Origin of the sequence: Pseudomonas sp. 2024-210 (genome assembly GCF_045062345.1) — a bacterium.
Classification (GTDB): Bacteria; Pseudomonadota; Gammaproteobacteria; order Pseudomonadales; family Pseudomonadaceae; genus Aquipseudomonas.
This window is the reverse complement of sequence record NZ_JBJGEJ010000007.1, coordinates 1-20659: the sequence shown is the minus strand read 5'-3', so window position 1 is coordinate 20659 and position 20659 is coordinate 1. Positions and strand designations below refer to the sequence as shown.

The window sequence follows — 20659 nt, the reverse complement described above, 5'->3', positions numbered from 1 at the left end:
TCAAGTGAATGCTGAGTTACGAATGGTTTTTCATTAGGTTGAGTGATTATTGTGGTCGGGTGTTTATCACTTCGATAAATAAGCGCTTGATAGGTGACGGCATCGCGTTTATTGGCTTGAGAGCCTTTTTCCCTGTGAGGACAAGAATAATGAGCATGACGTTTTCCGGTCAGGTTGTGGTGATCACTGGAGCCGGTGCTGGCATTGGGCGCGCCACCGCGTTGGCTTTTGCCGCTGAGGGTTTGAGCGTGATAGTGGCTGATGTGGATGTACCGCGCGCCGAGCAAACCGTTGAGCTCATTCGGGCGGCGGGAGGTAGCGCGCACTGTGTGCCGTGCGATGTGACCCGCGAACTGGATGTGAAGCATCTGATGGAGCAGACATTGCTGATTTATGGTCGCTTTGACTACGCCTTCAATAATGCCGGCATCGAAATTGAGCAGGGGCGCCTGGCTGACGGCACGCAGGACGAATTCGACGCCATCATGGGTGTCAATGTGAAAGGCGTCTGGCTGTGCATGAAGTATCAATTGCCGCTATTGATGGCTCAGGGCGGTGGTGCAATCGTCAATACTGCGTCGGTGGCAGGGTTGGGAGCAGCGCCGAAGATGAGTATTTACTCGGCGTCCAAGCATGCGGTGATTGGGCTGACCAAGTCAGCGGCCATCGAATATGCCAAAAAGCGTATTCGGGTCAATGCGGTGTGCCCGGCGGTGATCGATACCGATATGTTCCGCCGGGCCTACCAATCTGATCCTAAAAAAGCTGAGTTTGCGGCAGCCATTCACCCGGTTGGACGTATCGGCACCGTTGAAGAAGTCGCCAGTGCCGTTTTGTATTTGTGCTCCGACGGTGCCGCGTTCACCACCGGGCATGCATTGGCGGTCGATGGTGGCGCGATGGCGATCTGAAGGGTTGACCGACAGCCCCTACTTGGCTTTCCAGTTCAAGATCATCAAGGTCAGCACCCCTGCGACGATGCCCCAGAACGCCGAGCCCACTGAAAACAGTGTCATGCCGGATGCCGTCACCATGAAAGTGACAAGCGCCGCTTCGCGTTCTTTCGTTTCGCTCATGGCGATGGTCAAGCCGTTGATGATGGAGCCGAACAGGGCTAACGCTGCAATCGACAGCACCAGTTCTTTGGGCAAGGAGGCGAACAGCGCCGCCAGTGTGGCCCCAAAGATGCCGGCAATGCCGTAGAAAATCCCGCACCACATCGCCGCCGTGTAGCGTTTTTTCGGGTCTTCGTGAGCATGCGGGCCGGTGCAGATGGCGGCGCTGATCGCGGCGAGGTTGATTCCGTGTGAACCAAAGGGTGCCAGCAGCAGTGAAGCCACGCCCGTGGTAGTGATCAGCGGGGAGGCGGGGACGGTGTAGCCATCGGCGCGCAGCACCGCAATCCCCGGCATGTTTTGTGAAGTCATGGCGACTACAAACAACGGGATGCCGATGCTGATGGTGGCCGCCAGCGAGAATGAAGGCGTGGTCCATACCGGTACGGCCACCTCCAGAGCGAAACCACTGAAGTCCAGGAGCCCGAGCAAGCCCGAGAGCAGGGTGCCGATCACCAATGCCGCCAAAACGGCATAGCGCGGGGTCAGGCGCTTCACGATCAAGTAGGTGGCGAACATGCCGATCACCAGCCCGGAGCGATGTTGGGCTGCGACGAATATTTCACTGCCGATTTTGAACAGGATGCCGGCCAGCAAAGCTGCCGCCAGTGACGCCGGTATGCGTTTGACCAGCCGCTCGAAGCTGCCGGTCATGCCGCATATGATCACCAGCACCGCACAGGTGATGTACGCACCGATGGCCTCGTCATACCTGACGCCACCCAGGCTGGTAATCAGCAGTGCGGCACCCGGTGTTGACCAGGCAATGGTGATGGGCGTGCGATAACGCAACGACAAGCCTATGCTGCACACCGCCATGCCAATCGATAGCGACCAGATCCACGAAGAAATTTGTCCGCTGCTCAGGCCTGCTGCCTGGCCGGCCTGGAACATGAGCACCAGCGAGCTGGTGTAGCCGGTCATCATGGCGATAAAGCCAGCAACCACTGCCGAGGGTGACGTGTCGTTCAGCGGATGCAAGCGCGGCAGGGAGGCGTCGTTCATGAAGCGAGAGTCCTTGTTCTTGAATAAATACGGTTGCGGTGGAGCTGGCGTCAGCCTAAGCGCAAACGTTACATTTCGTTGCCATACAGACGGGGGCGCAAATGACCGTACAGTCGTACTGGCACTGCTGGTTGTGTACAATGCGTGCTGTTTTTTTCGCATTAATTCTCTGTCAGCGACGCCCGTTTACGTATTAACGTAGCGCCTATTCGCCGCCGTTTTCCCACACGAGTGCCCATGAACGAACAGTTGCAGCCTCTCAAGAAACAACCCCGCGCAGGCAAGACCGGCCGAAGTGGAACCCAGGACGATATCGTTTACGCGCATATTTTCGAGGCGATCCTTGAACAGCGTCTGGCGCCTGGCACTAAGTTGAGCGAAGAAGCGCTGGGCGAAATCTTTGGGGTGAGTCGCACCATTATTCGACGCGCACTGTCGCGTCTGGCACACGAGGGCGTCGTGTTATTGCGGCCTAATCGCGGTGCGGTGGTGGCGAGCCCGAGTGTAGAGGAAGCGCGCCAGGTGTTTTTCGCCCGTCGACTGGTTGAAAAGGCGATCACTGAATTGGCGGTTGTGCATGCTACGGCCGAGGATTTGTCGCAGCTACGCGGCATGGTGCAGGACGAGCGCGACAGTTTTTCGCGCGGTGATCGCGGGGCTGGCATTCGGCTTTCGGGTGAGTTCCACCTCAAGTTGGCCGAGGCGGCGAAGAATGCGCCCTTGATCAGCTTCCAGCGCAGTCTGGTGTCGCAGACGTCTTTGATTATTGCCCAGTACGAAAGTGGCAACCGTTCGCACTGCTCATACGACGAGCATATGCAATTGATTGATGCCATTGAAGCGCGCGATGCCAAGCAGGCGGTGCATTTGATGATGCACCACATGGATCACATCGATAGCAAGCTCAACCTCGACGAAGAAAGCGCGTCGGATGATTTGCATGCAGTGTTTTCTCACTTGCTGCAAACCAAGGGTAAAAACGCTCGGTCGGCAACCAAACTCTGAGCTTTTCGTAGCAGTTGCCGAAGGCGACGTCCGATCACGCAGTGATCGTAAATTGAGTGAGTGCGGCCAATCAGAAATAACGCATTCTGCGACTTTACGACGGCTGCGCCGCCGGACGCAGCCTTCGGCAGCTGCTACGAAGTCAGGTGATATCTAGCGCGCATGCACCCGGTTGCCCGCCGCATAGGTCTCTTTTACGGTGCGGTCGTCGCCCAGGGTCATCAATACGAACAGCGTTTCAGCGATGTTTTTCGACTGCTGCAGGCGATAGCTCATCAATGGTGTGGCGTTGTAGTCGAGTACCACAAAATCAGCATCGCTGCCCGGTTGCAGGTTACCGATACGGTCTTCAAGACGCAGTGCCCGTGCTCCGCCCAAAGTCGCCAGATACAGCGACTTGAATGGGTTAAGGCGGGCGCCTTGCAGTTGCATGACCTTATAAGCTTCGTTCAGGGTGTTGAGCAGCGAAAAGCTGGTGCCGGCGCCCACATCCGTTCCCAAACCGACATTGAGTTTGTGCTTTTCAGCCATCGGCAAGTTGAACAAACCGCTGCCCAAGAACAGGTTGGATGTCGGGCAGAAGGCGACAGCTGAGCCCGTTTCGGCCAGGCGTGCACACTCTTCATCACACAAGTGCACGCCGTGTGCAAACACTGAGCGCTCACCCAGCAGTTGGTAGTGGTCGTACACATCCAAATAGCCTTTGCGCTCAGGAAACAGCGACTTCACCCACTCGATTTCCTGAAGGTTTTCGCTGATATGGGTGTGCAGGTACAGGCCCGGGTGTTCGCTCAGCAGCTTGCCGGCGAGCGTCAGTTGCTCAGGGGTGCTGGTGGGAGCGAAGCGGGGGGTAACGGCGTAATGCAAGCGGCCTTTGCCGTGCCAGCGCTCGATCAGGGCTTTGCTTTCGCTGTAGCCGGATTGGGCGGTGTCGGTCAGGTAGTCGGGCGCGTTGCGGTCCATCATCACTTTGCCGGCGATCAAGCGCAGGTCAAGGCGTTGGGCGGCCTCAAATAGGGCGTCGACCGATTGCGGATGAACGCTACCAAATACCAGCGCGGTGGTGGTGCCGTTGCGCAGCAGTTCCTTCAGGAAAATATCCGCGACTTCGTCGGCATGGGCCTTGTCGGCGAACTGCTTTTCGCACGGGAATGTGTAGGTGTTCAGCCAGTCCAGTAGTTGCTCGCCGTAGGCGCCGATCATGCCGGTCTGCGGAAAATGGATATGGGTGTCGATAAAGCCCGGCGTGATCAGCGCGTCGGGGTATTCGGTGACGGGGGTGTCGGCGGCCAGCGTCGCCAGCAATTCACTGGCGTGGCCGACAGCGCTGATCTGACCGTTCTCAACCACCAGCAAGCCGTCTTCGAAGTATTCGTAGGACGCTTCTATGCCCACTTCGGCAGGGTCGGCGATGCTGTGCAAAATGGCGGCGCGGTAAGCTTTGCGGGTCATGATGTTTCTCAAGTCGTGGCGTGGCTGCGTCTTGATGACGGCAGCAAGTGCGTAATGGGTTCGGCGCGGGCGGTGTGCTGGCCGAAATGGGCATTGTAGGTGGCGATAATTTCGCCGGCGATGGAAATGGCAATTTCAACAGGCAATTTACCTTTGACTTCACTCAACCCCATCGGGCAGCACATGCGCTGCAGGTGCTGTGGACTGATACCTCGGTCGCGCAGGCGATGCTCGAACTTTACGCGCTTGGTTTTGGAGCCGATCAAGCCAAAATAGGTAAAGTCGTTGCGTTTGAGCAGTGCGGCGCTGAGTTCCAAATCCAAAGCGTGATTATGCGTCATCACGATGCAGTAGCAACCGGCTGGCAGGTCAGCTATTTCGTCGACGGGTTCATCGGTGACGATTTTACGCACGCCCGACGGAATGTGCTCGGGGAATTCCTGTTCGCGTGAGTCGATCCAGCGCACGCGGCAGGGCAGGCTGGCAAGCAGCGGCACCAAGGCGCGCGCTACGTGGCCTGCGCCAAATACGGCGATCTGCGCTTGCACTTGACCCATCGGCTCGAACAGCAACACTGTTGCCCCTCCGCAACACTGCCCCAGGCTGGCGCCCAGGTTGAAGCGCTGCAGTTGGGTGTCTTGTTTGCCACTTTCGAGCATGTCGCGAGCAATGGTCATGGCCTTGTATTCCAGGTGCCCGCCACCAATGGTGTCGTAGGTGCGGGTGGCGCTGATCACCATTTTCGAGCCGGCATTGCGAGGGGTCGAGCCGAGTTCTTCGATGATGGTCACCAGCACGCAAGGTTCGCCTTGTTGCTGCAAGTCGGCGAGGGCGCTTATCCAGTTATTCATCGCAATATCCCTCGACGGCGACGGCTTCCAGAGTCTGGGAGGAATTCGCGTTGTGTTTGCGCATTTGCTCACAGCCCCACAGCACTCGCTCGGGTGTCGCCGGTGCGTCGATGCAGGGTTGCACGCGGTAATCCGCCAGACTGGCCACCGCGTCCTTGAGGGCGCACCACGCAGCGATGCCGAGCATAAACGGTGGCTCGCCCACGGCCTTGGAGTGGAAGACGGTGTCTTCGGGGTTTTTGCGGTTTTCAACCAAGGTGACGCGCAGGTCCAGCGGCATGTCGGCGACGGCCGGGATCTTGTAGCTGGCCGGGCCATTGGTCATGAGTTTGCCTTTGGCGTTCCACACCAGTTCTTCCATGGTCAGCCAGCCAGCCCCCTGAAGGTAGCCGCCTTCGACCTGACCGATATCGATGGCCGGGTTCAGTGAGGCGCCGACATCGTGCAGGATGTCGGTGCGCAACATTTTATATTCGCCGGTCAGGGTGTCGATGATGACTTCGACGCAGGCGGCGCCAAAGGCGAAATAGTAGAACGGCCTGCCGCGTGCTTGCGTGCGGTCATAAAAAATCTTCGGTGTTTTGTAGTAGCCCGTGCTCGACAGCGACACCTGGCCAAAGTACGCCTGCTGGATCAGGCTTTCAAAGCTCAGCAGTTGTTCGCCAATGCGTACTTGGCCATTGCGGAAAACCACCGCCTGAGGCTCGACTTGATATTTATCAGCCGCAAAGGTCACCAGACGCTGCTTGATGATGTCAGCGGCGTTTTGCGCAGCCTTGCCGTTCAGATCGCTGCCACTGGAGGCGGCGGTAGGCGAGGTGTTAGGCACTTTGTCGGTATTGGTTGCAGTGATTTGCACCCGGCTGACGTCAACCTGGAACACTTCGGCCACCACTTGCGCCACTTTGATGTTCAGGCCTTGGCCCATCTCGGTGCCACCATGATTGAGGTGGATGCTGCCATCGGTGTAGATGTGGATCAGTGCGCCGGCCTGATTGAGAAAGCTGGCAGTAAAGGAAATACCGAATTTGACCGGGGTTAGGGCCAAGCCTTTTTTCAGGATCGGGCTGCTGGCATTAAAAGCTTTGATCGCTTCGCGCCGCGCTGCGTACTGGCTGCTGGCTTCCAGATCGGCGGTCATTTCTTCGAGCAGGTTGTGTTCCACGGTCTGGTGATAGTGGGTCACGTTGCGTTCGGTCTTGCCGTAATAGTTAGCCTTGCGCACGGTCAGCGGGTCGAGTCCCAAATGGCGGGCGATACGGTCCATGACCTCTTCAATGGCCACCATCCCTTGTGGCCCACCAAAGCCACGGTAGGCGGTGTTCGATGCGGTGTTGGTCTTGCAACGATGGCCGTTGATGGTCGCGTCGCCCAGGTAATAGGCGTTGTCGGCATGGAACATGGCGCGGTCAACAATCGAGTTGGACAAGTCTGGCGAATAGCCACAGTTGCCCGCCAAGTCCAGCTGGATCCCTTGCAGTCTGCCCTGATCATCAAAGCCGACGTCATATTCAATGTAAAACGGGTGACGCTTGCCGGTCATCATCATGTCTTCGACACGCGGCAAACGCATTTTTGTCGGCTGGCCCGTCAGGCGTGCCACCACGGCGCACAAGCAGGCGGGGCTGGCGGCCTGGGTTTCCTTGCCGCCAAAGCCGCCGCCCATGCGGCGCATGTCGACGACGATTTTATTCATTGAAACGTCGAGGACTTCGGCCACCAGTTTCTGGATTTCAGTCGGATTCTGCGTCGAGCAGTAAACGATCATCCCGCCATCTTCGGTGGGCATGACAGAAGAAATTTGCGTTTCTAGGTAGAAGTGTTCTTGCCCGCCAATGTGCAAGTTGCCTTGCAGGCGATGAGTGGCTTTGCTCAGGGCGTTGCTGGAATCACCGCGTTGGTGGGTGTGGCTGTCGAGCACAAAATTTTTTTTGCGCAAGGCCTCCACCACATCAAGCACGGGTTCCAAGTCTTCGTATTCAATAATGGCCGCCATCGCGGCTTTGCGCGCGGTGTCCAGATCGCAAGCGGCCACCGCCAGCACCGGCTGGCCAACAAACTCGACAATGTCGATGGCCAGCAGCGGATCGCCGGGCAGCAGCGGGCCTATGTCTTTGAGGCCGGGAATGTCGGTGTGGGTGATCACCAGCCGAACGCCGTCGAAGGCATAGCAGGGCGTGGTATCAACCCTGAGGATTTTGGCGTGAGCACGGTCGGACAAGCGTGCATAAAGATGCAGTTGGTTAGGAAATTCCAGGCGGTCGTCGATGTACTGCGCTTCACCCGACACGTGCTTCTCGGCGCTGTCGTGTTTAACGCTACGGCCCACACCGGTCTTCAGGTCTTGCTGGAAGAGGGCGCTCAGTTCGGCCTGTGTCGGTTCGGTCGTGTGATGGTTAGACATAAGCTGTCACCCGCGTTTCAAGGTGGGGTGTTTGCTGCTCGATGAAATACTTGCGCAGCAGGTTTTGCGCGCTCAACAGGCGGTATTCCTTGCTGGCGCGAAAATCGGAGAGCGGGGTGAAATCGTCAGCCAGTGCGGCGCAGGCGTGCTCAACGGTGGCTGAGTTCCAGGGTGAGCCCAGCAACACAGCTTCGCAGCGGTTGGCCCGTTTCGGTGTTCCTGCCATGCCACCATAGGCAATACGTGCGTCGACCACTCGGCCCTCGTCGATGCGCAGGTTGAAGGCTGCACAGACGGCGCTGATGTCGTCATCCAGGCGTTTGGATACTTTGTAGGCGCGAAAGGTATGGTCAGGGTTGGCGCAAGGTATGACGATCTTTTCAATGAATTCGCCTTCCTGGCGGGCTGTCACTCGGTAGTCGATAAAGAAATCTTCTATCGCCAGTGTGCGACGCACTGCACCCTTGCGCAGGACCAGCTGCGCGCCGAGTGCAATGAGCAGGGGCGGTGTGTCGCCAATCGGTGACGCGTTGCCAATGTTGCCGCCCAACGTGCCTTGATTGCGAATTTGCATTGAGGCGAAGCGGTGCAGCAACTCCCCGAAGTCGGAGTATTCAGATTTGAGGGTTGTATAAGCGTCTGTCAGCGTGACGGCAGCGCCGATTTCCAGCTGATTGCCGACGCGCTCGATGCGCTTCATCTCGGCCACATTGGCGACATGAATCATGAGCGTTAGCGGGCGATGCATCTGAGTCACTTCCAGCGCCAGATCAGTCCCGCCCGCCAGCAGGCGTGCTTGCGGGTGCGCTTGATATAGTTCGGCCAGATCGTCGATGGTCAGGGGCGACAGGCAGCGTTTGTCACCTTTGTGCAACTCAGCCGGCGGTGCGGTTGCGATGGCGTTAAGGCGGGCGACGGTTTGGCTGAGGTGGGCATCAAACTGATCCGGCTGGCGAGTGCAGCAGGCCTGTTCGGCGGCCGCCAGAATCGGCCTGTAACCGGTGCAGCGACACAGGTTGCCCGCGAGGGCTTCGTGGGCCTGCTGCCCATCAGGATTGGCCGTGGTGTTTTTTTGCAGGGCGAACAGCGACATGACAAACCCCGGCGTGCAAAAACCACACTGTGAGCCGTGGCAGTCCATCATTGCGCGTTGCACGCTGTGCAGCTGCCCTTGATGCTTGAGGTCTTCGACGCTGATCAGTTGTTTGCCGTGAAGGGTCGATACAAAGGTCAGGCACGCATTAATGCTGCGGTAGCGCAACTGCTCAACACCCCCCTGGTTTGTGTGCAACTCGCCGACCACGACAGTGCAAGCACCGCAGTCGCCGCTGGCGCACCCTTCCTTGGTGCCGGGTTTGTGCGCATGTTCGCGCAAGTACTCCAGCACGGTAATATTCGGATCCAGTGCGTGCTCAGTGCGCAATGTCTGGTTAAGTAGGAACTGGATCACGGATTACCTCGCAAAATCATTATTTTTCTTTGGGCGGGATCTACTGAATCTAGTTAAAGTTGACCTCGGGGTCAACAAATGGGCTTTAGCGATCCCTGGAATTCATATCCACCCGATTTAATTGCTTAAATCGTGCCAAATTGAGCACTTGGGCCTCTGCGCGAGCACCTATCAACTGAGTTACACTGCGCCGCTTGCACTGATCAAAGATTCTGAAGGTAAAACATGACGTTCAAGGCGCCGGACAGCCTCGCCGAGCAAATCGCTCACCACCTCGCCGAACGGATCATTCGCGGGGAGCTCAAGCCTGGGGAGCGTATTCAAGAACAGAAGGTCACGCTGGCGCTGAATGTCAGCCGTGGTTCTGTGCGCGAAGCGTTGCTGATCCTTGAGCGCCGCCATTTGATCGCCATCCTGCCGCGGCGCGGCGCGCACGTGACTGAACTGACCCCGCACAATGTGCAAAGCCTGTGTACGTTGATGAGCGAGATGTACATCTTGCTCGGAAACGCCGTGGCCCAGCGCTGGTCGGTGCCCGCCGACCTGGGGCCGTTCCTGCAAATCCAGCAGCGTTTGATCGCCAGCCTGGAGCGTCAGGACATCAGCGCCTTTGTGGAGGAAAGCTTCAATGTGATGCGTGCGGCGTATCCGTTTGCGGATAACCCGTACTTGCAGGAAACCGTTGAAAACCTGCACCCGGCCATGAGTCGTGCCTATTACCTGGCTCTGGAACAGCGCAAGGCTGAAATGAGCGAGTTTCTGGCCCTCTTTGCCCAGCTGCTCGAGGCCGTTCTGGCCCGTGATTTACCGCAAGTTCGAGAGGTGTTGAGCTCCTACTCCCAGCGCAGTTGTGCGCTGGTGCTGTCTGCCTTGACGGGTGCCTGAGCGTGCGTCTGACCTGTATCAAGCTGGCTGGCTTCAAGTCTTTCGTTGATCCGACCACGGTTAACTTTCCGAGCAACATGGCCGCGGTGGTGGGCCCTAACGGGTGCGGCAAGTCGAACATCATCGATGCCGTACGCTGGGTAATGGGCGAGAGTTCGGCCAAGAACCTGCGTGGCGAGTCGATGACGGACGTCATTTTCAATGGCTCCACGACTCGCAAGCCGGTCAGTCAGGCCAGTATCGAACTGGTCTTCGACAACTCCGATGGCACTTTATTGGGCGAATACGCGGCTTACGCCGAAATTTCCATTCGCCGTAAAGTGACGCGCGACAGCCAGACCACCTATTACCTCAATGGCACCAAGTGCCGCCGACGCGACATTACCGATATCTTCCTCGGCACCGGCCTTGGCCCACGCAGCTATTCGATCATTGAGCAGGGCATGATCTCGAAGTTGATCGAGTCCAAGCCCGAAGACTTGCGCAACTTTATCGAAGAGGCGGCAGGCATCTCCAAGTACAAGGAGCGCCGCCGCGAGACTGAAAACCGTATTCGTCGTACCCACGAAAACCTCGCCCGTCTCACCGACCTGCGAGAAGAGCTGGGGCGTCAGCTCGAGCGCTTGCACCGTCAGGCGCAGGCCGCAGAGAAATATCAGGAATACAAAGCCGAAGAGCGCCAGCTCAAGGCCCAACTGTCGGCTCTGCGCTGGCAGGCGCTGAACGATCAGGTCGGGCAGCGCGAAGCGGTCATCGGTGATCAGGAAGTCAGCTTCGAGGCCTTGGTGGCTGAGCAGCGCAATGCCGATGCCAGCATCGAGCGCCTGCGTGATGGGCACCATGATCTATCAGAGCGCTTCAATTTGGTGCAAGGGCGCTTCTATTCGGTCGGTGGCGACATTGCCCGGGTGGAGCAAAGCATTCAGCACGGTCAGCAGCGTCTGCGCCAGTTGCAAGATGACTTGCGTGAAGCGGAACGCTCGCGACTCGAAACCGAGTCGCACTTGGGGCACGACCGCACGATGCTCGCAACCTTGGGTGAAGAGCTGGAAATGCTCGCGCCCGAGCAAGAGCTGACCAGCGCAGCGGCTGAAGAGGCCGCCGCCGCGCTGGAAGAGTCGGAACACACCATGCACGGCTGGCAGGAGCAGTGGGATGCGTTCAATCTGCGCTCGGCCGAGCCGCAGCGTCAGTCTGAAATCTTGCAGGCCCGTATCCAGCAGCTGGAGACCAGCATGGAGCGCGTGGCCGAGCGTCAGCGTCGTCTGGCAGAAGAGCGGGCCTTGCTGGCGGCAGACCCTGAAGACGCGGCCATTCTTGAACTGAGCGAATTACTCGCCACCAGCGAGCTGACCCACGAAGAATTGCAGGCGGCTGAAGAACAACTGGTTGAGCGGCTTGAGCAGGTGCGTCATGACTTGCAGCAGGCCACTCAGCATCAACAGCAGGCACAAGGCGAGTTGCAGCGCCTCAATGGTCGTCTGGCTTCGCTTGAAGCCCTGCAGCAGGCGGCGTTGGATCCGGGCACGGGTGCCGGTGAGTGGCTGCGTGAGCAGCAGCTGGCCGAACGTCCGCGTCTGGCTGAGGGGTTGCGAGTTGTGGCGGGTTGGGAGCTCGCGGTTGAAACCGTACTGGGGGCCGACCTTCAAGCCGTGCTGGTGGATGATTTTGCCGCGCTTGATCTTCCCGGATTTTCTCAAGGCGACTTGCGTCTGTTCAGTGCCGGTACTCAGGCAGAGCGCATGGCTGGCAGCTTGCTGGATAAGGTTGAAGCTGACTTTGACCTGGGGCCGTGGTTGGGCCAGGTCAAACCGGTTGAGACGCTTGAGCAGGCGCTGGCTTTGCGCAATCAGTTGGCTGACGGTCAAAGCCTGATCAGCCGCGACGGGTATTGGGTAGGCCCAAACTTTCTGCGTGTGCGCCGTGCCAGCGAGGCGGAAAGCGGGGTACTGGCGCGTGGTCAGGAAATCCAGCGTCTGGGCCTGGAGCGCGATGAGCGTGAAGCTACCCTCGCGACCCTTGAGGAGCAGTTGCAGCACCTGCGTGAGCAACAACTGACGCAAGAAGAGGCTCGCGAGCAGGTTCGCCGTCGTTTGCAGGACGAAGCCCGTCAACAAGGTGAGATCAAGGCAAAGCTGTCCGCCAGTAAAGCCAAGGTCGAGCAATTGACCTTGCGTCGCCGCCGCCTCGATGAAGAGCTGGCCGAGTTAGGCGAGCAGCGTGCCTTGGAGCATGAGCACGTTGGTGAATCTCGCTTGCAGCTTCAAGACGCGCTGGACGCCATGGCCACCGATACCCAGCAGCGCGAGTTGCTGCTGGCTCAGCGCGACAGCTTACGCGAGCGGCTCGATCGGGTGCGCCAGGAAGCGCGTCAGCACAAGGACCATGCGCACCAACTGGCGGTTCGATTGGGCTCACTCAAAGCGCAGCACGATTCCACCCGTCAGGCCCTTGAACGGCTTGAAATGCAGGCCGAGCGCCTGGCTGAGAAGCGTGAACAGCTCAATCTTAATCTGGAGGAGGGCGAAGCCCCCCTTGAAGAGCTGCGTCTTAAGCTCGAAGAGTTGCTCGACAAGCGCTTGACCGTGGATGAAGAGCTTAAGGTGGCTCAGGCGGCCCTTGAAGATGCCGACCGCGAACTGCGCGAGGCTGAAAAGCGCCGCAATCAGGCAGAGCAGCAGTCGCAGTTGATTCGCGGCCAGCTTGAACAACAACGCATGGAGTGGCAGGCGCTGACCGTGCGACGTACGACGTTGCAAGACCAGTTGCTGGCAGATGGTTATGACTTGCATGGCGTACTTGCCACCCTCAATGACGAGATCAATGAACAGCAGGCCGAAGAAGAATTGGAGCGCATTGCGGCGCGAATTCAGCGTCTGGGTGCAATCAACCTGGCGGCCATTGATGAGTATCAGCAGCAGTCCGAGCGCAAGCGTTATCTCGATGCCCAGGATGCCGATCTGGTCGAGGCGCTTGAAACGCTGGAAAACGTGATTCGCAAGATCGACAAAGAGACGCGAAGTCGCTTCAAAGATACCTTTGATCAGATAAATGGTGGATTACAGGCGCTTTTCCCAAAAGTTTTCGGTGGTGGCAGCGCTTACTTGGAACTGACGGGCGAAGATTTACTCGATACAGGGGTAACGATTATGGCGCGTCCACCGGGCAAGAAGAACAGCACGATTCATTTGCTGTCCGGTGGCGAGAAAGCACTGACGGCTCTGGCCTTGGTTTTTGCCATTTTCAAACTCAACCCGGCACCGTTTTGCATGCTCGATGAAGTCGATGCACCGCTTGATGATGCCAACGTGGGCCGTTACGCCCGACTGGTTAAAGAGATGTCGCAGACCGTGCAATTCATTTACATCACCCACAATAAAATCGCCATGGAGATGGCCGATCAGTTGATGGGCGTAACAATGCATGAGCCCGGTTGCTCGCGTCTGGTAGCGGTCGATGTCGAGGAGGCAATGGCAATGGTCGACGCATGAGCTATAAGCTTGTAAGGGGTAAATAATTTGTTAGTCAGTGATTTCCTGGATATTTGACCGAATCTGTTTATAGAGCGAAGGTCACATTGCATTAGCTCAAAGCGACGGACGGTGTAAAGTTATCTTTGGTCGTGCTAATTTAGCGTTTCATTTTTTGTACGTGGGCAAAACGCCATTCAGAACATAGAGTTGGCGCCACGTTTTAAAGGGCTTTAGGCTCTTCTTCATAGAATCATTTTTTAGGGGCACGGGATTACATGGAAATCGGTCTGCGCGAGTGGCTGATCGTCATCGGCATAGTGGTCATCGCCGGTATTCTTTTTGATGGCTGGCGCCGCATGCGCGGTGGCAAGGGCAAGCTTAAGTTTCGCCTGGATCGCAGCTTTTCCAATGCTCCGGACGAGGAGGCCAGTGCTGAGTTGCTCGGCCCTTCCCGAGTATTGGACACCCCGAGTCATAAAGAGCCGCAACTCGATGAGCATGACTTGCCATCGGTCAGCATGACGGCCCGTGATAAAGGCGCCAAGCGCAGCAAGCGTGCAGGCGAGCCAAGCCAGGGTGATTTAAACCTCAACCTTGATCTTGAAGATGATGGCCTGAGCCTCAGCGCTCGTGATGATGACTTTGTTCATGACGCCAAGCCGCGTGGCCGCTCGACGCCTGCGGTATCGGCCAGCGAAGAGAAAGCCCAGCCTCAGCCAGAAGCTCAGGAAGTGTTGGTCATTAGCGTCATCAGCCGCGATACCAATGGCTTCAAAGGCCCTGCGTTGTTGCAGAACATTCTCGAAAGCGGCCTGCGATTTGGTGAAATGGATATTTTCCATCGCCACGAAAGCATGGCGGGCAACGGTGAAGTGCTGTTCTCGATGGCCAATGCCGTGAAGCCAGGTGTGTTTGACCTGGACGATATTGACCTGTTCAGCACCCCTGCAGTCAGCTTCTTCCTCGGTTTGCCGGGGCCGCGCAATCCTAAACTGGCCTTTGATGTGATGGTGGCGGCGGCTCGCAAACTGGCTCAGGAGCTCAACGGTGAGCTTAAAGATGACCAGCGCAGTGTTTTGACGGCGCAGACCATCGAGCATTATCGTCAGCGCATCGTCGAATTCGAGCGTCGTGCCCTGACCCAAAAACGCTGAACAGAGGGGGCTGGTGCGCTGGCCCCCACTGACACACGAAATGAATAACTCTAGAGCAGCCCAGGCTGCTCTTTTGCTTTGTGAGAGAACACCCGCCATGACCGCCGCCAATACCCGCATTCTAGAGCTGCGTGCTGAACTGGATCAGCACAACTATCGCTACCACGTGCTGGACGAGCCGAGCATTCCGGACGCTGAATACGATCGTTTGTTTAACGAGCTCAAAGCGCTGGAAGCGCAGCATCCCGAGCTGATCACGGCGGACTCACCGACCCAGCGAGTCGGCAGCGCGGCGTTGTCTGCTTTCACTCAGGTGCGTCACGAAGTGCCGATGCTGAGCCTGGGGAACGCCTTTGAAGAAACCGACATGCGTGACTTTGATCGCCGTGTGCGCGATGGGCTGGACATGCCCGCAGGCGATCTGTTCGGTGGCGGCGCTGAGGTCGAGTACAGCTGTGAACCCAAACTCGATGGTCTGGCCGTCAGCCTGCTGTATCGGGATGGCGTTTTGGTGCGCGGTGCAACCCGTGGTGACGGCACTACGGGTGAAGACATCAGCGTCAATGTGCGCACGGTGCGCAACATCCCGCTCAAGCTGCATGGCAGTGGCTGGCCCGCCGTGCTGGAAGTGCGCGGTGAAGTGTTTATGTCCAAGGCGGGTTTTGAGCGTCTCAATGAGTCTCAGTTGGCCGTGGGTGCCAAGACGTTTGCCAACCCGCGTAATGCGGCGGCGGGCAGCCTGCGTCAGTTGGACTCGAAAATTACCGCCAGCCGGCCGCTGGAATTTTGTTGCTACGGGTTGGGGCAGGTTTCTGAAGACATCTCGGATACTCACATCGGCAACCTTAAACAGTTGCAGCAATGGGGCATGCCCATCAGTCACGAGCTGAAGCTGGCCAAGGGCATTGGCGAATGCCTGGATTACTACCGTGACATTGGCGAGCGCCGCGTATCGCTGCCCTATGAAATTGACGGCGTGGTGTTCAAGGTCAACAGCCTGGCGTCACAACGCGAGCTGGGCTTTCGTGCGCGTGAGCCGCGCTGGGCCATTGCGCATAAATTCCCGGCAATGGAAGAGCTGACCGAGCTGCTGGATGTGGAATTTCAAGTGGGCCGTACCGGCGCGGTCACGCCCGTGGCGCGGCTCAAGCCGGTGAAAGTCGCCGGTGTAACGGTGTCCAACGCCACCTTGCACAACATGGACGAAGTGGCGCGTCTGGGGTTGATGATTGGTGATACGGTGATTATTCGCCGTGCTGGCGATGTTATTCCGCAAGTCGTGCAAGTGGTGCTTGAGCGTCGGCCAGCCGATGCGCGCCCTGTGCATATTCCTGAGAAGTGCCCCGTGTGCGGCTCGCACGTTGAGCGCACGCAATTGATCAAACGCAGCAAGGGCCGCGAAACCATCAGCGAAGGGGCGGTGTATCGCTGTGTCGGTCGGTTGGCCTGTGGTGCGCAGCTCAAGCAGGCGATTATTCATTTCGTGTCGCGCCGGGCGATGGACATTGAAGGCCTTGGCGAAAAGAGCGTGGAGCAACTGGTGGACGAAGGTCTGGTGAGCTCACCTGCCGACCTGTACACCCTGACCTTCGAGCAGATTGTCGACCTGGAAGGCTTTGCCGAACTGTCGAGCAAGAATTTGCTGGCGGCAATCGCTGACAGCAAACGACCGACACTGGCGCGCTTTATCTATGCGCTGGGTATTCCTGACGTGGGTGAAGAGACGGCGAAAGTACTGGCCCGTTCGTTGGCCTCGCTGGAGCGTGTGCAGCGTGCCTTGCCGCAAGTGCTCACCTATCTGCCGGACGTCGGGCTCGAAGTGGCTCATGAGATTCACAGTTTCTTCAGCGATGCGCACAACCAGCAAGTGATCGCCCAGTTGCTTGAGCGCGGGCTTGAGTTGCAGGATCAGGGCGAACTGGGTGCCGAGTTCGCGGCCAGTGCCACGCTCGGCGGGTTGATCGACAAATTGCATATTCCGTCCGTGGGGCCGGGCGGTGCGCAGAAGCTGGCGGATAAATTTGGCTCGCTAGAAGCCGTGATCGATGCCGATTGGCTCGATATGCGCCAAGCGCTTCCAGAGAAGCAAGCCAAGGCGGTACGGGAGTTCTTCGACAATGCCGAGAATGCTCACATGGCGCTGGCGGTCGAGGCGCAACTGCGAGACTTCGGCATGCATTGGCAGAGCGAGAAAAAGGCGGTTGAAGGCTTGCCGCTGGCTGGGCAGACCTGGGTGTTGACCGGTTCGCTGGAATTGATGAGCCGTGATGTGGCCAAAGACAAGCTGGAGAGTCTGGGCGCCAAGGTGTCGGGTTCGGTGTCTGGCAAGACCCATTGCGTGGTCGCGGGGCCGGGCGCAGGCTCCAAGCTGGTCAAAGCCAATGAGCTCGGGCTTAAAGTGCTGGATGAAGAAGCCTTTGTCGCGTTCCTGGCGCAGCAAGGGATTTCGATCTAGCGCTTGGCACAACCCCTGTAGCCGCTGCCGAGTCGTACGAGGATGCGATCGGCGGCGCAGCCGTTGTAAACACATTAAATCCGGTGCATCAGGCCTACCTGATGGCCGGATTTTTTGTTTCAAATACAGCGTATTTATAGTGTTGGCGACGATTGTATCGTCGAACGCAGCCTCGCACGACTCGACAGCGGCTACCAGATCAGACGTTCCCCTGTTTGGTCTACAACAGCGTTCGCACATGAGCGGCTTTTGTCAGATGCGAGTTTCATAAAAACAGCATGCTTCTGTCGTCTCAGGCGGAACCGTCCGACATACAAGAGTTTTGTATTCTCATCTAATTCCTCCCTGTCAGCCATGACGGGGGAGTCGAACACCGCATTCCCTCACCGCCATTACATTGAGGGAAACGGATGCCCATCTTCTGCCAGCTTTTTCGCCGTCACTCATCTTTTTTGGCTCTACATCAACGCTGTGTACGTGCATTCCTCATGACGTCCGGAGGGGTCTGGATACTGGCGGCCAGCCTGTTGCTATCAGGCTGTGTCGAGTCGCGGCCGACGATGTTGGGGGCTTCGATTTCTGGGGTTAACCACACTTCGGCTGCCATCAACCATTTCAGCGTTAACGGCGGCGGAGGCCCGAACATCGGCCCCTACGGCGGTGGTCCGGGTAGCCAGATGTGCTGTGCGATGTTGCCAGTGCAATGGCGCGAAGGGCTGACGGTGGTGGTGGAGTGGGAGAAGGATCCGAATGTGGGCGCTTCGGTAAATTGGCCAAAACCTCGCTATTCAGCAGGCTGGTTCGCAGCTGCAAAAGAGCATCAAAGCAAATACATCCGTCACCGCGCAGTTGTTGAAGTAGCGCCTTACAAGCAACTGGGACTGGTCACCGTGCATTTCTTGCCATGCGATCAGGTCAAGGTTTCTGCCAGCCCGACCTATGAAGGTCTCAGGGATCACCCCTATAACTTTCCCCGCCGAATGGAAGTGCCCAGCCCATGCCCGACACCATGATTTGCCGCGTATTTCTCCTGCTGGCGGCCACCCTGATGCTGCAAGGCTGTGTCGAGTCGCGGCCGACGATGTTGGGCGCTCCCGTTTCAGGGATTAACCACACTTCGGCCGCCATCAATCATTTCAGCGTCAACGGCGGCGGAGGCCCGAACCTCGGCCCCTATGGAGGGGGGCCGGGTAGCCAGATGTGCTGTGCGATGTTGCCGGTGCAATGGCGTGAAGGGCTGACGGTGGTGGTGGAGTGGGAGAAGGATCCGTTGCCTCATGATTATGCGAATTGGTCAGAGCCAATGTTCACGGATGCTTGGCGTGACCGAGTCAAAGCCCATCGAGCCAATTACACCCACCACCGCACTGTCGTTGAAGTTGCACCCTACAAAGAACTGGGCGTCGTCGATGTGCATTTTCTGCCCTGCGATCAAGTGGTGGTGTCGGCCGTAGCGCAACTGCCTGGAATGCCGGATTACCCCTTTAACTTTCCCCGCCGAATGGAAGTGCCCAGCACATGCCCGACTCCGTGAATACGTTCGATAAACGCCCGCCAGCGGAACCTCTGGCGATGACCCCGGAATTTCCCGAAAAGGGGTTGTTACCTTCGCATCCTCAGCAGGTGGCCGATAACGGCATCGCGCAGCGCAAAGTGGAGCGACAGATCGCTATTGAAACCGAGCGGACTGAGCTGGCTGCACGCCGAGGATATTTTGGTCCACCGTGTATGGATGTGTTGAACATCACCTTGTGTTTTGACGGCACCAATAATCATGAGCCGTCTGACAAATTGAGCAATCCACCCACCACCAGTAATGTGGCGCGGCTTTATCATGCGAGTCTCGGCAACCCTGAAGGTGCATTGAAAACCCGAATCGGTCAGTTGGCTTTTTATCGTTACTACATCCCCGGTGTGGGCACCGAGTTCAAGGAAATTCACGAGTTCGGGCCGAGCAGCTCGGGGTTGAGCACGGCTACTGGGGGCGAGAATCGCATTAACTGGGGACTGACCCGGTTGCTGGATGCCCTGAAAGTGTCCTGTCGTGAAGAACCCCTTGCGCCTGCAAATGCCTATGCACTCATCCAGCAAATGGGCACGTCTGTGGGCATGGATGCCCTGGGCGCTTCACTTGTCAGCGACGGCTATGCCCGCCGCAAGGCAGTCCTTGAAGGCCCGATTCGCGAGTTGCAACAAAAGGTCGAGTTACAGAACCGCCTGAAAACCGCCCCGCTGATCAAGGCCATGCGCCTGTATGTATACGGCTTTTCTCGTGGTGCTGCCGAAGCACGGGCCTTTGCCAATTGGCTAGAGGCCTTGACCAAGGTCGAGGTCGAAGGTGAAACCTGTTATCTGTTTGCCGGGTTGCCCATCAGCATTGCCTTTATGGGGCTGTTCGACACGGTGGCGTCAGTGGGGGTGGCGTATCTGGCGCCCTTTGCCAGCGGGCATATGGGCTGGGCTGACGATTCGCTGCGCCTGTCGGATTCGGAGGTGTTTTTAGAGCGCTGCGTGCATCTGGTTTCGGCCCACGAACAGCGCGCCTGTTTCCCGCTGGATTCGATACGGCGCAAAGCGCGGCCTGACGATCCGCTGTGCCCCTCGACCTATCGCAATGGCACTGTTGAATATCTGTACCCCGGCATGCACTCAGATGTGGGCGGTGGCTATCCGCCGGGGGATCAGGGCAAATCACTTGGAGGGAGTAAGGAGGTACTTTCGCAAATCGCCCTGCACCACATGTTCAGTGAGGCTTATAAAGTGGGTGCTCCCTTGCAGGCTCCGAGGGAAGCCCTTCATTCTGATCAAGTAGAACGTAGCCCTTGGTTGTTAATGGATGCACAAACGTTAGCCGAGTTTGAAGTCTCCCCAACCCTCATCCAACACTTCAACACCTGGCGCACCACCCTGATTCCCGGCCCGCTTGAAACCGCCATGGCGCATCAGGCCGGGCTGATCACTGGTTGGCGCATCCACCGCTATGCCAGTTACTGGTTCGAGGATTCCGCCGCTTACTCTCACGTCACCGGTAAGTACCCTGGCGAAAGCCCGGACATGACCGTTAAAGAACGCGAGGCATTCAAGGCCTTGCACGCGATGCAACTGGCAGAAGATCAGGCCGCTCGCTCTGGCCAGCCGTTACCCGAATGGTCGGACAGCGAGCGTGAAGAACGAGTGCAGCATGAGCACACCAAACGGGCCTTCGAGCAGCGCATCGGCGCGTCCACCCCCGTCGCCATTAACACCGCCAAAACCTTTGAACCCTCGCTGGACCACAGCCAGCTGAGGGCCGCCATGAACGAGTTCCGCGTTGACTACGTGGCCGAGTGGCAATTGCCGGAAAACTCGGAGATGTTCACGGTCGGTCGGTTCGTCGATATGGCCGCCGGCGGGCTGGTGTATCTGACCAA

Annotated in this window: 14 protein-coding genes; 9 read left to right on the top strand and 5 right to left on the bottom strand. The window is 57.9% G+C overall.

All coding sequences use genetic code 11. From position 1 onward, the window contains the following. Positions 1-149: 149 nt before the first annotated feature. Positions 150-911 carry an SDR family oxidoreductase gene (locus ACI7MX_RS11915; RefSeq protein WP_314487364.1) on the top strand — a complete coding sequence of 254 codons (762 nt, stop codon included), beginning with the start codon at positions 150-152 and terminating at the stop codon, positions 909-911. Positions 912-929: 18 nt separating this feature from the next. Here the strand turns inward: ACI7MX_RS11915 and ACI7MX_RS11910 are convergent, their stop codons facing one another. Beyond that, a complete protein-coding gene (locus tag ACI7MX_RS11910) occupies positions 930-2120 on the bottom strand; it encodes a benzoate/H(+) symporter BenE family transporter (protein ID WP_405587490.1) in 1191 nt (396 codons plus the stop codon). 237 nt (positions 2121-2357) lie between these two features. Here ACI7MX_RS11910 and ACI7MX_RS11905 point away from each other — a divergent pair, with 237 nt between their 5' ends. Beyond that, complete coding sequence (locus tag ACI7MX_RS11905) at positions 2358-3125, top strand: GntR family transcriptional regulator (protein WP_314487358.1); 768 nt, start codon at positions 2358-2360, stop codon at positions 3123-3125. Positions 3126-3278: 153 nt separating this feature from the next. On the opposite strand, the gene guaD is transcribed toward ACI7MX_RS11905, so the two are convergent. The 4 genes from guaD to xdhA are packed head-to-tail and all read right to left on the bottom strand — an operon-like array spanning position 3279 to position 9282. After that, complete coding sequence (gene guaD / locus ACI7MX_RS11900) at positions 3279-4577, bottom strand: guanine deaminase (protein WP_405587487.1); 1299 nt, start codon at positions 4575-4577, stop codon at positions 3279-3281. Between the two features lie 8 nt (positions 4578-4585). Continuing rightward, entirely contained in the window at positions 4586-5428 is an 843-nt protein-coding gene (gene xdhC / locus ACI7MX_RS11895) for a xanthine dehydrogenase accessory protein XdhC (RefSeq protein ID WP_405587484.1), read from the bottom strand. Then, the gene (gene xdhB, locus ACI7MX_RS11890; RefSeq protein WP_405587481.1) at positions 5421-7832 is read right to left on the bottom strand and encodes a xanthine dehydrogenase molybdopterin binding subunit; all 2412 of its coding nucleotides are present in this window, start codon (positions 7830-7832) and stop codon (positions 5421-5423) included. Before xdhB ends, xdhC begins: the two co-directional genes overlap by 8 nt. After that, positions 7825-9282: a xanthine dehydrogenase small subunit gene (gene xdhA, locus ACI7MX_RS11885; protein WP_405587478.1), complete on the bottom strand. Its 1458-nt coding sequence runs from the start codon at positions 9280-9282 to the stop codon at positions 7825-7827. The genes xdhB and xdhA overlap by 8 nt, the downstream gene beginning before the upstream one ends. A 225-nt stretch (positions 9283-9507) precedes the next feature. On the opposite strand from xdhA, the gene ACI7MX_RS11880 reads away from it, so the two are divergent. The 7 genes from ACI7MX_RS11880 to ACI7MX_RS11850 all read left to right on the top strand — a co-directional run. Then, positions 9508-10167 carry a GntR family transcriptional regulator gene (locus ACI7MX_RS11880; RefSeq protein WP_314487344.1) on the top strand — a complete coding sequence of 220 codons (660 nt, stop codon included), beginning with the start codon at positions 9508-9510 and terminating at the stop codon, positions 10165-10167. Positions 10168-10169: 2 nt separating this feature from the next. After that, a complete protein-coding gene (gene smc, locus ACI7MX_RS11875) occupies positions 10170-13658 on the top strand; it encodes a chromosome segregation protein SMC (protein WP_405587474.1) in 3489 nt (1162 codons plus the stop codon). A 257-nt stretch (positions 13659-13915) separates the two neighbouring features. Then, positions 13916-14794 carry a cell division protein ZipA gene (zipA, locus tag ACI7MX_RS11870; RefSeq protein ID WP_405587471.1) on the top strand — a complete coding sequence of 293 codons (879 nt, stop codon included), beginning with the start codon at positions 13916-13918 and terminating at the stop codon, positions 14792-14794. A gap of 97 nt (positions 14795-14891) precedes the next feature. After that, entirely contained in the window at positions 14892-17249 is a 2358-nt protein-coding gene (gene ligA / locus ACI7MX_RS11865; RefSeq protein WP_405587468.1) for an NAD-dependent DNA ligase LigA, read from the top strand. A 488-nt stretch (positions 17250-17737) separates the two neighbouring features. Beyond that, entirely contained in the window at positions 17738-18262 is a 525-nt protein-coding gene (locus tag ACI7MX_RS11860) for a DUF3304 domain-containing protein (RefSeq protein ID WP_405587465.1), read from the top strand. Beyond that, positions 18247-18783 carry a DUF3304 domain-containing protein gene (locus ACI7MX_RS11855; protein WP_405587463.1) on the top strand — a complete coding sequence of 179 codons (537 nt, stop codon included), beginning with the start codon at positions 18247-18249 and terminating at the stop codon, positions 18781-18783. Before ACI7MX_RS11860 ends, ACI7MX_RS11855 begins: the two co-directional genes overlap by 16 nt. Next, on the top strand, positions 18768-20659 hold a 1892-nt coding region (locus tag ACI7MX_RS11850), incomplete at its 3' end, for a T6SS phospholipase effector Tle1-like catalytic domain-containing protein (RefSeq protein ID WP_405587460.1). The genes ACI7MX_RS11855 and ACI7MX_RS11850, both read left to right, overlap by 16 nt.

Bases quoted from the DNA above. Each gene is read 5' to 3' on its own strand.
- guaD (WP_405587487.1), bottom strand. From the start codon at position 4,577: ATGACCCGCAAAGCTTACCGCGCCGCCATTTTGCACAGCATCGCCGAC.
- ligA (WP_405587468.1), top strand. From the start codon at position 14,892: ATGACCGCCGCCAATACCCGCATTCTAGAGCTGCGTGCTGAACTGGAT.
- ACI7MX_RS11910 (WP_405587490.1), bottom strand. From the start codon at position 2,120: ATGAACGACGCCTCCCTGCCGCGCTTGCATCCGCTGAACGACACGTCA.
- xdhC (WP_405587484.1), bottom strand. From the start codon at position 5,428: ATGAATAACTGGATAAGCGCCCTCGCCGACTTGCAGCAACAAGGCGAA.
- ACI7MX_RS11855 (WP_405587463.1), top strand. From the start codon at position 18,247: ATGCCCGACACCATGATTTGCCGCGTATTTCTCCTGCTGGCGGCCACC.
- ACI7MX_RS11860 (WP_405587465.1), top strand. From the start codon at position 17,738: ATGACGTCCGGAGGGGTCTGGATACTGGCGGCCAGCCTGTTGCTATCA.
- xdhB (WP_405587481.1), bottom strand. From the start codon at position 7,832: ATGTCTAACCATCACACGACCGAACCGACACAGGCCGAACTGAGCGCC.
- zipA (WP_405587471.1), top strand. From the start codon at position 13,916: ATGGAAATCGGTCTGCGCGAGTGGCTGATCGTCATCGGCATAGTGGTC.
- ACI7MX_RS11915 (WP_314487364.1), top strand. From the start codon at position 150: ATGAGCATGACGTTTTCCGGTCAGGTTGTGGTGATCACTGGAGCCGGT.
- ACI7MX_RS11880 (WP_314487344.1), top strand. From the start codon at position 9,508: ATGACGTTCAAGGCGCCGGACAGCCTCGCCGAGCAAATCGCTCACCAC.
- ACI7MX_RS11905 (WP_314487358.1), top strand. From the start codon at position 2,358: ATGAACGAACAGTTGCAGCCTCTCAAGAAACAACCCCGCGCAGGCAAG.